At 53.4% G+C, this 15041-nt stretch carries 15 protein-coding genes; 4 read left to right on the top strand and 11 right to left on the bottom strand.

From position 1 onward, the window contains the following. Positions 1-443: 443 nt before the first annotated feature. From HMPREF9412_RS20495 to HMPREF9412_RS20530, 8 genes are all read right to left on the bottom strand, one after another. Positions 444-1523 carry a sensor histidine kinase gene (locus HMPREF9412_RS20495; protein ID WP_009593659.1) on the bottom strand — a complete coding sequence of 360 codons (1080 nt, stop codon included), beginning with the start codon at positions 1521-1523 and terminating at the stop codon, positions 444-446. Next, complete coding sequence (locus HMPREF9412_RS20500) at positions 1523-2203, bottom strand: response regulator transcription factor (RefSeq protein ID WP_009593667.1); 681 nt, start codon at positions 2201-2203, stop codon at positions 1523-1525. Before HMPREF9412_RS20500 ends, HMPREF9412_RS20495 begins: the two co-directional genes overlap by 1 nt. 38 nt (positions 2204-2241) lie before the next feature. Beyond that, entirely contained in the window at positions 2242-4038 is a 1797-nt protein-coding gene (locus HMPREF9412_RS20505) for an ABC transporter ATP-binding protein (RefSeq protein ID WP_009593638.1), read from the bottom strand. 322 nt (positions 4039-4360) lie between these two features. Continuing rightward, the gene (locus tag HMPREF9412_RS20510; protein ID WP_006207570.1) at positions 4361-4630 is read right to left on the bottom strand and encodes an HPr family phosphocarrier protein; all 270 of its coding nucleotides are present in this window, start codon (positions 4628-4630) and stop codon (positions 4361-4363) included. 101 nt (positions 4631-4731) lie between these two features. After that, positions 4732-5661: a DNA-binding protein WhiA gene (whiA, locus tag HMPREF9412_RS20515; RefSeq protein WP_009593666.1), complete on the bottom strand. Its 930-nt coding sequence runs from the start codon at positions 5659-5661 to the stop codon at positions 4732-4734. A 5-nt stretch (positions 5662-5666) separates the two neighbouring features. Further along, a complete protein-coding gene (locus HMPREF9412_RS20520) occupies positions 5667-6608 on the bottom strand; it encodes a gluconeogenesis factor YvcK family protein (protein WP_175320789.1) in 942 nt (313 codons plus the stop codon). 57 nt (positions 6609-6665) lie between these two features. After that, on the bottom strand, positions 6666-7574 hold the full coding sequence (gene rapZ / locus HMPREF9412_RS20525; protein ID WP_009593644.1) for an RNase adapter RapZ: 909 nt from the start codon (positions 7572-7574) through the stop codon (positions 6666-6668). Between the two features lie 51 nt (positions 7575-7625). Next, on the bottom strand, positions 7626-8576 hold the full coding sequence (locus tag HMPREF9412_RS20530; RefSeq protein WP_009593637.1) for an ROK family glucokinase: 951 nt from the start codon (positions 8574-8576) through the stop codon (positions 7626-7628). Between the two features lie 310 nt (positions 8577-8886). On the opposite strand from HMPREF9412_RS20530, the gene HMPREF9412_RS20535 reads away from it, so the two are divergent. Genes HMPREF9412_RS20535 through HMPREF9412_RS20550 form a run of 4 tightly spaced genes read left to right on the top strand, consistent with a single transcriptional unit; the run spans position 8887 to position 12351 of the window. Continuing rightward, the gene (locus HMPREF9412_RS20535) at positions 8887-9810 is read left to right on the top strand and encodes an ABC transporter ATP-binding protein (protein ID WP_009593643.1); all 924 of its coding nucleotides are present in this window, start codon (positions 8887-8889) and stop codon (positions 9808-9810) included. A 2-nt stretch (positions 9811-9812) separates the two neighbouring features. Then, positions 9813-10559 (top strand): ABC transporter permease, encoded by a 747-nt coding sequence (locus HMPREF9412_RS20540; RefSeq protein WP_009593634.1) that lies wholly within the window; start codon positions 9813-9815, stop codon positions 10557-10559. Positions 10560-10580: 21 nt separating this feature from the next. Further along, positions 10581-11807: a sensor histidine kinase gene (locus tag HMPREF9412_RS20545; RefSeq protein ID WP_009593664.1), complete on the top strand. Its 1227-nt coding sequence runs from the start codon at positions 10581-10583 to the stop codon at positions 11805-11807. Continuing rightward, complete coding sequence (locus HMPREF9412_RS20550) at positions 11740-12351, top strand: response regulator transcription factor (protein ID WP_012818423.1); 612 nt, start codon at positions 11740-11742, stop codon at positions 12349-12351. Before HMPREF9412_RS20545 ends, HMPREF9412_RS20550 begins: the two co-directional genes overlap by 68 nt. 124 nt (positions 12352-12475) lie before the next feature. On the opposite strand, the gene HMPREF9412_RS20555 is transcribed toward HMPREF9412_RS20550, so the two are convergent. The 3 genes from HMPREF9412_RS20555 to HMPREF9412_RS20565 form a co-directional block, all read right to left on the bottom strand. Beyond that, on the bottom strand, positions 12476-13489 hold the full coding sequence (locus tag HMPREF9412_RS20555) for a serine hydrolase domain-containing protein (RefSeq protein ID WP_009593650.1): 1014 nt from the start codon (positions 13487-13489) through the stop codon (positions 12476-12478). Positions 13490-13610: 121 nt separating this feature from the next. Beyond that, entirely contained in the window at positions 13611-13979 is a 369-nt protein-coding gene (locus tag HMPREF9412_RS20560) for a LytR/AlgR family response regulator transcription factor (protein WP_009593629.1), read from the bottom strand. A gap of 27 nt (positions 13980-14006) precedes the next feature. Then, positions 14007-15041 (bottom strand): response regulator (locus tag HMPREF9412_RS20565; protein ID WP_139084035.1); only part of this gene is annotated, 1035 nt, incomplete at its 5' end.

A 15041-nucleotide genomic window follows, 5' to 3' on the forward strand; every position in this document is an offset into this window, starting at 1 on the left:
TATTGCTTGCATTGATTGCTTTTGGTAGGCTTGACTTCCTGTATTCCTATTAATGTTTGAATTGCTCATACGGCTCATATGACTTGTATTGCTACTGCTTGTACGAACGCCTGCTATCTGCACTGTTTTAGCTAATCACATATTCTCCCCGTCAGCGGAAAGCTTGTACATATCGCATCACGTATAACTCAATAAGGAGTAAGGACTTGGTGTCCTTACTCCTTATTTATGGCTATGGCCCGTCCCCTACTAAAAGTGCCCGGAAGCTAGCCATGTTTCCACGCAGTGACCACCTTTGCTTAGAAAAAGACAAATCACTCCCGTTCCATGCCCTCCCCAGTTCCTGAATGAGAGCCTGCAACCATCACCGATTTTCTATGTTATCCAAGCTCGCTCCAGCTGCCTCAAACTTTATATAAATCCAAGCACCAAGCCGCACACGATCACTGCTTCGTTTCACCGGAACTCTTGTATGGCACCACCACGGTAAATGCCGATCCCTTCCCCGGCTCCGATTGGACCGTTATTCTCCCTTGGTGGATATCCACGATCCGCTTCACGATCGACAACCCAAGCCCGCTGCCGCCAGCCGCGCGATTACGCGATTTGTCCGCTTTGTAGAAGCGCTCGAAGATATGCAGCTGATCGGAGTCCGACATCCCGACCCCCGTATCGGTCATGGTAACCTCGGCTCCGTCTTCCCCTGCCTTCAGCACGATGGTGATCATGCCGTCCTCGGGCGTGAACTTGATGCTGTTGTGCAGCAAGTTGGTCCATACTTGACTCAGCAGATCCTCCGTCGCCTTAATCTCGACCTCGGCGAGATCGAGATCCACCTGAATTCGCTTCGCCAGCCACTGCGGCTCATGCGCCAAGACGACCGCGCGCAGCTGCCCGTCGAGCCGGTAACGGGCCCTTTCGAAGGCAGGCTGATCGCCTTCCAGAGACGACAGCTTCAACAGATTGTCACTCAGCTGCGACAAACGGCGGCCCTCTCCCTCGATGATCTCCAGGTAACGGGCTCTCTTCTCCTCGGTGAGACGTGGATTTCGGAGCGCCCTTGCGAACCCCCGAATCGAAGTGAGCGGAGATTGGATTTCATGGGACACGTTGGAAATGAAATCCTGCCGCATCGTCTCCATGCGCCCCAGCTCGCCGGCCATGTCGTTAATACCGGAAGCAATCATCCTGAACTCCCCGCGCCATTGGTGTTCATCCATCTTCACACTGAAATCCCCCTGGGAGATCCGGCGCATGGCATCCGTGATGGAATTCAGCATGGCCATTTGCCTGTGCTTGAAGAACATCCCTACGACCAGCATGCACAGGAAGAAAATGATGACGCCGACAAACAAGTCGATCAGTTGGACGGCATAATCCCATGGCGGCGTTCCCGTCCAGTTGTAAACAAACCGCGTCACGTAGGTCGCCGCCGTCCATGACGCTCCCAAGACCGCGAAGATCAGGATGGTCTGAATCGTTTCCCGAACGATTTTCCACAAGATTTTGAGCGGTCTCCTCATCAGCCCTCACCTGCCTCCAGGCGGTATCCCAGGCCGCGCACCGTTCGAATCCTGAACCGGTACTTCTCCTCCGGGAACCGTTCCCGCAGCCGATTCACGTGAACGTCCAGCGTGCGTTCGTTCCCTTCAAAGTCATAGCCCCATATCTCTTCGATCAGCCGGTCGCGCGGCAGCGTGCTCCCCGGGTAACTGGCCAGCTTGAAGAGCAGCTCGAACTCCTTCAGCGGCAGGGTAAAGACCTCTTCGCCCGCCTTGACCTCATAGGTTCTGCGGTTCATCTGCAGCTTGCCGATGGTCACCGTCTGCGATGCGGCTACCTGATACCGCTTCAGCAGCGCTTTGACGCGAACGACGAGCTCCGCGGGCTCGAAGGGCTTCACCAGATAATCGTCGGTGCCCAGCTCAAAGCCCTTTACGATCTGTCTCGTTTCCCCTTTGGCCGTCAGCATCAGCACCGGAATGCCGGTATTCCTCCGAATCTCCCGGCAGAGCTCCCATCCATCCATATTGGGCATCATGATATCCATCACGACCAGATCGACCGAAACTTGCTCCATCACGGACAGGGCCTCGACGCCATCCGAGGCCTCCATCACCTCTTCCATCCCCGCCTCCTCCAGGAACACCTTGATGAGTTCGCGGATGTTCGGATCGTCGTCCACAACCAATATTTTTGCCATGATGGCCCCCCTTCCTTCTATGGCTCTACATGCTGCTTTTAAGCTTCGATTGCCTCATTCATCTGCAGCTGCTGAACGGCAAACTCCCTGTACATATCATGCTGCCCGATCAATTCATCATGCGTTCCCCGGCCGGTCACCGTTCCTTTTTCTATAAATATGATCTGATCGGCCCCCACCACCGTGGATAACCGGTGCGCGATAATAATCGTCGTCCGTCCAGCCATGAGGTTCTTGAGCGCCTTCTGCACCTCGATCTCGGAACGGCTGTCCAGACTGGAGGTGGCTTCGTCCAGCATCAGGATCTTGGGATCCCGCAGCAGAGCCCTGGCGATGGCAATCCGCTGCCGCTGTCCGCCCGAGAGCTTCACGCCCCGTTCGCCCACATCCGTATCAAAGCCGCTTGGCAGCTCATCAATAAATCCATCGGCATACGCCATTTCTGCCGCTCTTCGGAGCTCAGCGTCACTCACTTCCCGGTCCATTCCGTAACATAAGTTGTCGCGTATGGTTCCGGCAATCATCGGACTTTCCTGCGATACATAGCCGATCAATCCGCGCCAGGAGCGTAAGGAGAAGGTATCTATGGGCGTCTTGCCCAAGCGGATCTGTCCCTTCTGCGGCAGGTAGAAGCGCTCCAGCATGGAGAACAGCGTCGTTTTCCCTCCGCCGCTCGGCCCGACCACGGCCGTGACCGTCCCCGGCTCCATCTGAAAGCTGATATCATGCAGCACAAGCTCATCGGGCTTATACCCGAACGAAAGGTTCTCGATCGACACCCGCTGGTTGGCATCCGCCACCTCGTCACCGGCCGTAATGGATTCTTCGTCTGCATCCAGGGTTTCCAATATTCGCTCCGTCGCTCCCTTCGCCTTCTGCAGCTGGGTAAAAAACGTCGTTAATTGCGTCATCGGCATGACGATCTGAATCAGGTACAGGATGAACGCAACCAGTTCTCCCGCGGTCAGTGCTCCGGTGGATACCTGTAGTCCGCCATACCCGATCACCACCACCAGCAGCATCATCAGCACAAAAGACATCAGCGGTGCGATCCAGGCAGAGACTACGCCTTCCTTGATACCGAAATTCAGCAGGTTGGTGATGCCTTTGTTCCCGTTCTCATACTCTCTATTCTCCGCATTAGAGGCTTTAACCAGCCGAATTTCCGACAGCACCTGGCTGATATTCGCCGTAAACGACGCCGTCTCGTCCTGCATGCCCAGCGATATTTTGTACATCTTCCTGCCGAGCGGGACAAGGATCAGCGCCGCTATCGGAATGACGATAAACATCGTCAGCGTCATTTTCCAGTTTAGATAAAGGAGCACCCCAATGGAACCCACAATGGAGATGATCCCGCTGAAGAATCCGGCCACATGGTCTGATATGAGGCTTTTGATCACTCCTGTATCATTCGTCATCCGGCTGACCGACTCCCCCGACCGGTTATGATCGAAATAGCGGATCGGCAGCACAAGCAGCTTTTTCCACAGCCGCTCCCTCAGGGCAGCCACCATCTTTTGTCCCGTATAGCTTAACAGAAAAATCGAGACCCCGGCAGCAATCGTCTGCACCACAAACGCGATGCCGAGCCCAATGATATGGGACCGATTCATATCCGTCAGCGAGAAGCCATCCACCAGGCTCTTCGTAAACATCGGTATGACAAGCCCGACCAAGGTTGAGATCACATTCAGCAGGATCGCCCCGATCAGCAGCAGCATCGGCGGTTTCGTTTCCTTCAATAACCGGAAGAACGCCTGGGAACCTGCCTTCTTGCTCCCGGCCTGTTCTTCGCGCGTGATTTCCTGTACAGTAGTACCCGTTGAACTCATTGTATTCCCTTCCCTTCCCATCCCTTTATATTGTCTGTAAGAAGAGAATATATCAGCAAGTTAAACTGAAGTTAAACGAAGGCTTACGATTCGGAAAACAACGCAAAATAACCCCACCAAGTGGAGCTTATGCTTCGATGCTTATTCCCAATGCTTTGCGGCGACTAAAAAAACGGATTTAAAAAAGGACGGATGTCTCCGCCCCTTCTCTTCCATCCATTCTTATGTACGCGACAAACAAGCGAGAATCCAAAGGCAGCGCCTGATAGCAAAAAAAGCCTTGCTGTAACAAGACTTTTCTTAAACTTGAATCACGGTTACCCTATTGGTTCTCGAGTTCCTCTTTGCTCACCAAGTTCACGAGTGAAGTAACCGCTTGCTCAGCGTCAGCTCCCTCAGCACTAATGTAAACTTCCGTTCCTGAGCTGATCGCAAGGCTCATAATTCCCATGATACTTTTGGCATTTACTTTTTTATCATCTTTTTCAACAAAAATTTCAGATGAGTATTTATTCGCTTCCTGAACGAACAGCGCGGCCGGTCTGGCGTGAAGACCCGTCTTTAACCGAACGACTACCGGGTGCTTTGTCATGAAAATTACCCCCTATCTAATAAATCTGCTGCATTGAAAGCGCGATTGACATTTTATAATATTATACCATTTTACCATACAGGACACTAGAAGAAAAAATCTTAAGCATTCCGAATCTTTTCGGCCAATTCATCGATTTTGCGCAGACGGTGATTGACGCCTGATTTGCTGACGGTTCCTTTGAGCAATTCGCCGACTTCCTTCAGGTTCATATCCGGATGAGCCAGCCGAATCTCTGCCACTTCCCGCAGTTTATCGGGCAAATTCTCAAGACCCACTTCTTTTTGGAGCAGCTTGATGTTCTCAATCTGACGGACGGCTGCGCCGATCGTTTTGTTTAGGTTGGCGGTCTCGCAGTTTACGATCCGGTTCACCGAATTGCGCATGTCCCGCATAATCCGGACATCCTCGAACTTGAACAAGGCCTGATGGGCACCGATCAAATTGAGAAATTCGATGATTTTTTCGCCTTCCTTGATGTAGAAGATGAAGCCCTTCTTTCGCTCGATGCAGCGTGCGTTCAGATGAAATTCATTCGCCAGGTCCACCAGGGACTGGCAATGCTCCTCATACATCGAGGCAATTTCCAGATGGTACGAAGACCCCTCCGGGTTGTTCACGGATCCGCCTGCCATGAAGGCACCTCGCAGATAAGCCCGCTTACAGCAATTTTTGCGAACGATCTGCTCGTCGATGCGCGATTGAAACAGAAAGCCTTCGGAAACGATGCGAAGCTCCTTCAGAATCTCCTGAACCTGGGCGGGAATACGAACGATATATACGTTATTCTTCTTCAAACGCATTTTTTTACGCACCAAAAGTTCGGTATGCGCCTGGAAATGCTTCTTAATTAAGGAATAAATACGTCTTGCAATCGCGGCATTTTCCGTCGAAATATCCAGGATTACCTTTTTGTTCGAAAGCTGAACAGAGCCGTTCATCCGAATGAGCGCGGACAGTTCGGCTTTTTCACAGCAGCTCTGGCTTTCGATCATCGTCAGTTCTTTCTTCGTCTGTGCCGCAAAGGACAAGGTACTCACCCCTTTCGTGTAATCCAATCCTGTACCAGCTGAAAAATATGGTTGCTCAGCTTGTCAGCGTCATGCCTTAAGTATGTTCTAAATAGCACAAGCTTATCGGCAATAAGTTTATATCCTCGACTGGTCACCTCATCGCGGTCCAGCAGAACGGGCTTCGCGCCCTTCTGTGCATACTTGTCCTGAACCTGAGGCGGAATCTCACCATCATTAACAATAACATAATCGAACAGATGAAGACCAATATGGTCGTAAACGGCCTGCAAATGATCGCTCACCGTATAATTATCGGTTTCTCCCGGCTGCGTCATCACGTTGCACACAAACATTTTGATCGCTTCGGACGAGACAATGGCTTCGGCAAGCTTGGGAACCAGCAAATTGGGCAAAATACTGGTGTACAGGCTGCCCGGACCGATCAGAATCGCATCGGCCTGTTGAATCGCTTCCAGCGCTTCCGGCAGCGGTTCCACATGTTCCGGCTCCAGGAAGATCCGCTTGATGCGGCGCCCGGCCTCCGGGATTTTGGATTCGCCGGTCACAATCGTGCCGTCCTCCATCTCCGCATGCAGAATGACAGCTTCGCCCGCTGCGGGCAGCACCTGTCCGCGAACAACAAAAACCCGGCTCATCTCCTTGACTGCCGTGACAAAATCACCGTGCAAATCCGTCATGGCAGCCAGGATCAAATTGCCGAGGCTGTGCCCGGCCAGTCCCGAGCCATTCTTGAAACGGTATTTCAATATATCGGATAACAGCGGCTCCACATCCGCGAGTGCCGTCAGTACATTACGAATATCTCCCGGAGGCGGCATCTGCAACTCGCTACGCAGTATGCCGGAGCTACCCCCGTCATCCGCAACGGTGACGATGGCCGTAATATCGAGAGGCTTTTCCTTGAGTCCCCGCAGCATGACGGACAGCCCGGTTCCTCCACCCATCACGACGATGCGGGGGCGCTTTCTAGCTTGCACAGCCACATTTATCACTTCCCTTAATTAATGCCGATCCCGCTCAGAATCGCGGTGGCTCACCGATACCGTCTCCGTTTCGCTGACGCCCAGCATTTTGCCGAGATACTCGGCAATCGCTACGGAACGATGCTTCCCGCCGGTACAGCCAATGCCAATGATCACCTGACTCTTGCCTTCCTTGCGGTACTGCGGGATCAAGAAATGCAGCATATCGAGCAGTTTGGTCAGAAAAGCTTGCGTCTCCGGCCATTTCATGACGTATTCGTATACATCGCTGTTTTGGCCGGTATTGGGCCGCAGATGCTCCACATAATGCGGATTGGGCAGAAAACGCACATCAAACACCAGATCGGCGTCAATCGGAATACCGTACTTAAATCCGAAAGACGTAATATTGACCGATAACGTGCTGCTCTCCAAATGCGTGAAGCGAGAGATGATCTTCTCCTTCAAGCGCACAGGCTTCATGTTGCTGGTATCGATGACCTGGGTGGCCGAATTCTTCAGCTCATCCAGCATTTTGCGCTCCAACCTTATACCGTCGAGCGGCATGCCTTCCGGAGCGAGCGGATGGCGGCGACGGCTTTCCTTGTAACGCTGAACAAGCACAGAGTCCGTGGCATCCAGGAACAGAATCTCGCAGTGAATGGTGAAGTGGTCCTTGATGTAATTCAGCGATTCCGATAAAGCGGTGAAAAATTCGCGGCCACGCAGGTCGATGACCAATGCAACCTTGCCGATCTTACCCTTCGATTGATCGATCAGCTCCGCGAATTTCGGAATGAGCACCGGGGGCAGGTTATCAACGCAAAAGAATCCAAGATCCTCCAGACTTTGTACGGCCAAGGTCTTACCTGCTCCCGACATCCCGGTGATGATGATCAGGGTGGCCATGGATGATGTGTTGCTGCCGCGGTCGGCTGCTTCCAGCATCAGCTTTCCCTCCCTTATAAGTTTAGATCAGACGATGTATGGTGAATAATACTACGAACGCAAGTGCAAACCGGCTGCGCCAACAACGCCGGCGTCGTTGCCAAGCTCAGCTGGAACGATCCGTACGCCGCGTTGAAGCGGTTCCGGTGTCAGTTTAGCAAATACGGCACGAACTTCATTAAACAGAATATCCCCGGCTTTGGATACGCCGCCGCCGATGATAAACGCTTCGGGATTTAACACGGCCGCAACGGCTGCCATGGATTTGCCGAGGTAATAAGCTGCGCGATTCACGATGCGAATGGCGACTTCATCGCCCGCTTTCGCAGCATCAAACACTTCCTTCGCCGCAATGCTCTCCACATGCGCAAGGGAAGTGCGATCGCCGCGCTCAACGGCATCCTTCGCCATGCGGATAATACCGGTTGCCGATGAAACCGTCTCCAGGCAGCCCATTTCGCCGCATCCGCATTGAATGGCTTCCAGATCAGGCACGACCGAGATATGCCCAAGCTCGCCGGCCATGCCGCCGAAGCCTTGATAAATTTTGCCGTTTACGATAATACCCCCGCCCACGCCGGTTCCGAGCGTGTAGCATACGCAGTTCTCAACGCCGCGTCCTGCGCCGCTCCAAGCCTCACCCAGGGCAGCCACATTGGCGTCGTTGTCTATTTTGACGGGCTTGCCGAGACGCTCTTCAAGCAGTGCGCGAATCGGTACATCTTTAAATCCTACATTCGGTGCCAGAATGATGATGCCTTCACGTATATTCGTAAACCCGGCGAAACCAGCTCCCACACCAGCAAGTTGATCCCAGCTGTATGGCGATTCTTCCACAATGTGACGCACATATTTCTCAATGTTGTCAATAACCGTGTCAACGCCTTTGGCTGTTTCCGTCGGCCCTTCGTACTTCTGCAGAAGATGCCCTTCTTCGTTACATATTCCAACTTTAATAGCTGTTCCGCCAAGATCGACACCGACGTAGATGTTCTCAGACATGTTTCAAGCCACCTTTTTCCTTCTATATTATAGATTGCTCCTACTGTACCCACTATAATTGAAGGCACTCCTGCGGTCAAGAGAAGACAACCGGACGTGAAACTGGATCCGGCCCTTTAAAATCGCATTTGTAAACGCATACACCATATCCGAAATCGCCCCTGTTTGTTCATAATCTTACTTCCCCTACTCCCCCGAAGAATCCAACATGACAAAAGTCACTCCGAAGTGATGACATCCTTTACTAACGGCAACTCCTTCGCTTTCGTATGATGAGAACAGATCATTTCGATTACGGAGGAGCGATTCCATGACAAACCCAATCCATGAACCTATTGCAGAGCTGCGGCAGGTAACCAAGATGTTCGGGAGCAAAAAAGCCGTCAACCAAGTGTCGTTTACGATAGAAAAAGGATCCATCACAGCCATTCTCGGTCCTAACGGGGCCGGCAAATCAACCGCCATCTCCATGATGCTGGGCCTTAAGGACGCCAGCGAAGGCAAGGTTCTCCTGTTTGGCCAAAGCCCGAAGGACTTGAAGGTCCGAGAGAAAATCGGCGCCATGCTCCAGGAAGTCAGCGTCATGGACGGACTCCGCACACGCGAGATCATCAACCTCATTCGCGGCTATTATCCGAATCCGCTGTCGCTTGACGACATCGCCCTGCTAAGCGGGCTTACTCCCGAGGAGCTTAACAAATGGGCCGTAAAAATGTCCGGCGGCCAAAAACGCAAGCTCAGCTTTGCGCTGGCGATTGCAGGCAATCCCGAGCTGTTATTCTTCGACGAACCGACGGTCGGCCTGGATACCTCGGCACGCCGGTTATTTTGGCAGACGGTGCGCAAGCTGGCCGATCAGGGAAAAACCATCCTGTTCACCACGCACTACCTGCAGGAGGCGGACGATATGGCAGACCGCATTCTGCTGTTCCATCAGGGTCAGGTGGCTGCAGACGGCACGCCGGAAGCGATCAAATCCAAGCTGACCCGAAAGTCTGTCTCCTTTATCGTGGATGCAGACCACCGGCAGGTCAAGGAGCTGCTGCGTGAAGTGCCCGGCGTCACCGATGTGTTTGAGAACAATGGCCGTTTGAACGCCGTCACGGATGATACGGACACGGCGCTGGCTGCCTTGTTCCGAGCCGGGCTCGCCGTACGCGACGTTCGCATCGATCAAGGAAGCCTGGATGAAGCATTCGACCAATTAACGATGGATCAAGGGGAGGCCGTATAATCATGACAACCTGGAAACTGATTACCTTACAATGCAGAATGGAATTGCTTCGGATGGTACGCAATCCGTATTATATTTTCTGGTCGCTGGCGATGCCGATCCTGTTCTATTTCATCTTTACCCGCGTCGTGAATACGGGAGCGGACGATGCCGGACAATGGCAGGCGCATTATCTCATGTCGATGGCATCCTTCAGCGTCATGGGTACCGCCATCATGTCCCTCGGCATACGACTCGTTCAGGAGCGAGTACAGGGCTGGGCCGTATACATGCGTGTAACGCCGCTTCCCGGCAGCGTGTACTTCTTCGGCAAAATGTTCGTGCAGACGGTTATGCATCTGCTCTGCATCATCGTGATTTTCGTAGCCGGCTACCTGATTAACGGCGTCTCCCTCACCTTCGGACAGTGGCTGCTCAGCGGACTATGGATTCTGATCGCATCCGTTCCGTTTCTTGCCATCGGCACCCTGATCGGCTCCATGAAACGGGTCGATACGGCAAGCGGCGTCAGCAACGGCATCTACTTGGGACTGGCCGTTACGGGCGGGATGTGGTTCCCGATCGAAGCGATGCCTTCCATCATGCAGGCCATCGGCAAGTGGATGCCTTCCTACCATTTCGGCGGAGGCGCCTGGTCGATCGTGCGCGGAGAAGCGCCGGGCTTGGACAATTTCATGGTTTTGGCAGGATATTTGGCCGTATTTATGTTACTATCCACCTATATTCGGAAAAAACAACAGGCCGATTAAGGGGATAAGGATGATGGCTTCATGAAAAAATTGAAAGACGCAAAATCCGCAGGGTTCGAGGTGTTTCCAACGCAATTGGGTTTTTTCCCCTACCTATGGCTCATCTATATATCCCTTCCCGTGATCAACATGATGAGCGAGGAAGGCTGGAAGATGGGGATCGGCTTTGCGCTGATCGGCTTGTTTCTTGTCACCTATCGCCAGCTCTACTTCGTCGCGGGCACCCCTCGTTTCTTTGTGTGGCTGGGCATTCAGATGTCCATCATTTTCATTCTCTGCATGTGGTATCACCCGACCTACATGTACATGGGCTTTTTTACGGCCAATTTCATCGGCTGGTATACCGACCGGCGCAAGTTCACGATATCCCTTGTGCTGTTTGGCATCATCGAGACGATTCCTTTAATCAAGAACGCAAGCATGCTGGGAAAGGATCTGCTCTTTATGATTCCTTTTTTTCTCATCATGCTGTTTTCGCCCTTCGGCATCCGCTCGCTGAACCGGCGACAGGAGTTGGAGAGGGAGCTCGCCCAGGCTAACGAGCAAATCCGCAATCTGATTAAAGGCGAAGAGCGGATGCGTATTGCCAGGGATCTTCACGACACCTTGGGTCATACCCTGTCTCTCATCACGTTGAAGAGCCAGCTTGTGGAGAAGCTGGCGGCGAAGGATCCCGCGAAGGCCCAACTGGAAGCCCGGGAGATCCAGAATACCTCCCGGGCCGCGCTGCGCCAGGTGCGTGAGCTGGTATCCGATATGCGAACCGCCACCCTACCGGAAGAATTGGTGGAAGCCCAGATCATTCTGGAGAGTGCCGATATCCAGTTCAGCTGCACCGGTAATCCGAAGCTGGAAGGCATATCCGACTTGGCCCACAATATCCTGAGCCTCTGCTTGCGAGAGGCCGTAACCAATGTGGTGAAGCACAGCCAGGCAAGCCAGTGCCGGATTGACATTGAATCCCTGGATAATGAATGGCGGCTGTTGGTGGCGGACAACGGAATCGGTCTTAAAGGCAAAGAAGAGGGGCCATCCGGTACCGACAGTAATGGCTTGAAGGGGATGGCCGAACGTCTGTCCCTCATCGGGGGCACCGTTGAGGCCGTCTCCGACCCGCAAGGCACGAAAGTGAGCATTCGCGTTCCGATCATCATCAAGAACCGGAAGGAGGACACCACCCATGAGCATCAAAGTGCTGATAGCCGAGGACCAGCGAATGCTGCGCGGCGCTCTGGCTTCCTTGCTTGATTTTGAAGACGATATCGATGTGATCGGTCAAGCCGGCGACGGCGAGGAGGCCCTATCGCAGATTGCCATCCATCAACCGGATGTTTGCTTGCTGGATATCGAAATGCCTGTGCGCAGCGGACTCGAGGTGGCGGAGGAAGTAAAGCGGCGCGGGTATGCCAGCCGGGTTATCATCCTGACTACGTTCGCCAGGCCCGGTTATTTCGAGCGAGCGGTACAGGCCGGGGTCCAGGGATACCTGCTCAAGGACGAACCCAGCGAACGGCTGGCGGAAGCCATCCGGAGAGTGATGGGTGGGCGCCGGGAAGTTTCCCCTGAACTCGTATTCGGGACGTTGTCCGGTGCGGGTGCCAACCCGCTTACCGAACGCGAACGGGAAGTGCTGCGGCTGGCCGCAGACGGAAACAGCTCCAATGATATCGCAGCGAAGCTGCACTTGTCCTACGGAACGGTCCGCAACTATATGTCCGAGATTCTAAGCAAGCTGAATGCCAAGAACCGGATCGAGGCCATCTCGTTGGCGGAAGAGAAGGGATGGATATAGGCCGGGGCCCCTGGAGGCATTTGCGAGGCGCGGCCGGTATGGCTTAATACGGTTTGTAAACGACCGTCCCATAGAGAAACAGCCTCGGGCGAGTTCATTGCCCGGGGCTGTTTTTACCACTGTATCAATTGAATAAAGCTTCCTCTATGGTCTGCATCATTTCATAAGCGCCGTCGCTGGCATTGGATGCCACGACCAACGTATGTCCGGTGTCCGGATAATACGCGGATCGGAAATTCACGCCCGGGTCGTAGCCCATAACATGATATTTGTACACATTTCCATTCTTCTCGGTGATCCACACGCCAAGCCCATATTTCAGGTCACTGTCCGGGTCGTGAGAATGGGCAGCCAGCAGCTGCTCCGTCATCGATGCCGAGAGCAGAGTATTGGACAAGAGTCCATTCCATAGCTTTGCCATGTCCGGAGCCGTCACATACGCCCCGCCATCGGCATAACCCTGAATCGGAATGGCATACTGATTCGTTCTCCACGTACCGTCCTCCTCATCGATATACCCGTAAGCCGTATTCGCGGGCAGGCGATCCAGCGGGAAATATCCCGAATCGTTCATGCCGCAAGGCTCAAAAACAAACTGCTGGACATAATTGCGAAACGACAGGCCGGCATGCTGTTCAACGATCAGGCCAAGCAACACAAAGCCCGCATTGTTATAGTGGAATCTCTCGCCGGTTTGAAATTTCATCGGCTCATTCTGGAACAAAGGGAGAAAGTCCCTTCCACTCCGGAGCGTATACATCGGCACGGCCTTCCACAGATCCTCAAAGTCATCCATGACCTCTTCATCAAAGTAATCCGGAATACCCGAGGTGTGGCTCAGTAGATGAAACACCGTAATCTCCGGGCTAACATGGGGCAGGCGAATATCCAGACACTCGCTCAGTTTGCTGTCCAGCGACAGCTTGCCTTGTTCAATAAGCTGGCAAACCGCAATCGCGGTGAACAGCTTGCAGCCTGAAGCGATGCCGAACCTGGTGTCCCCTTGATTCGGGATGCGGTCGGCCCGATTGGAATAGCCGAAGGCGGCATTCCATATGATGTTGCGATTTTGATCCGTTAAGAGCACCGTTCCTGAAAAATGGCTGTTGGCAGCCCATTCCTCCATTTTATGTATCATCGGTTGATCCCATCCTTTATCTAGGATAGGCATATTTTAACATGAATAAGTAAAGGGGATCCCGGTACAAGACCAGTTTAACGAAAAAATACCCTGAATTCCGGAATTGCGTTCCCGCCCATCAGAGGGAACTCCGCTCATGCCTACACTGCTCCAGCTGCGTAACCGTGAGGCTGAAACGTTCCGGATCCACCGGCTTCAATAAATAATGGCGGGCATCCCACTCAGGCGAATCCGCGGCTTCGGCCGTCACATAGACGATACGAACGTTTGGTTCAAGCTGTACCAGTCTTTCACCTGCTTCCAGCCCGGTCATTCCAGGCATATCGATGTCCAAAAATACAACATCCGCCTTGCAGGATCGCCACTGCTCTATTGCATCCTGAGCCCGGGTGAACATACCTGCCACCTGCAGGCGCCCATCACGTTCAATGAGCCGCTGCATATGCATCAGCGCCGGATTCTCATCATCAATCACGATGGCTTTCATGTCGTCAATCCCCCTATTCGTTGTTCGTTACATCACTTGACGAGAAGGCACTTCAAAGCTTACAGAAGTACCGTCCCCAGGCTGACTCTCGATTTGAAGGCCTTTGCCGTACAGCGTGAGCAATCGGGCGTGTATGTTTCGAAGCCCCACGCCTCCACCCGAATCGGACGCTGCGGAGAGCAAGGCGTTAACCTTCTCCTCACTCATGCCGACGCCGTTATCCGAAACGGAAATGGTGATCTGCCCTTCGCGTTCATGAATTGAAATATGGACCGTTCCCCCGGATACCCGCTTCGTAATCCCATGCCGCACCGCGTTTTCCACGATCGGCTGTATACTGAGCGGCGGTACCAAGGCATCTAATGGCGCATGAACATCATATTCAACGGTTAAACGATCCTCGAACCGCGCCTGTTCCAGGAACAAGTAGGACTGTAATAAGGCCATTTCCTTCTGCAGCGGGCCAAGCTGGTCGCGGTTCTGGAAGTCAAAGCTGCCACGCAGATAATGGCTCAGCTCGATCAGCAGCCGCGTCGCTTTGTCCGGATCCGTATACAGCACGGCCAGAATGGTATTCAGCGCGTTCGACATGAAATGCGGCTTGATCTGGGCTTGGAGGAAAGCCATCTCCGCCGAAATGGTCTGCCGAACGGACCGCCGGAGCTCCAGCAGATTCCGGACCCTCGCTCGCAGCTCATCGGCTTCCACCGGCTTTCTCAGAAAATCGTTCGCCCCCGCCTGCAGGCCTGTTCGAACATCGTCGGGCAAGCTTCGGGCTGTCAGCATGAGCATGGGCAGCTCGAAGAGCGTGAATTGCTGCCGGACCGTCATGCACAGCTGCAATCCGGACATCCCCGGCATCATCCAGTCCGTGATGACCAAATCGATCCCTTGCCCCGACCGGATGTGCTCCAGTGCCTGGGCTCCGTTACCTGCGCTAATCAAATGGTAATTCTCTGCCGATAGCAGGCTGCGAAGCACCTGCAGATTAACCGGATCATCGTCAACCAGCAGCACGGTAGACCCCTTCGAATGCTGCCCAGGCTCATCCTGCTCGGGAAC

Origin of the sequence: Paenibacillus sp. HGF5, assembly GCF_000204455.1 — a bacterium.
In the GTDB taxonomy this organism is placed as follows: Bacteria; Bacillota; Bacilli; order Paenibacillales; family Paenibacillaceae; genus Paenibacillus_AQ; species Paenibacillus_AQ lautus_A.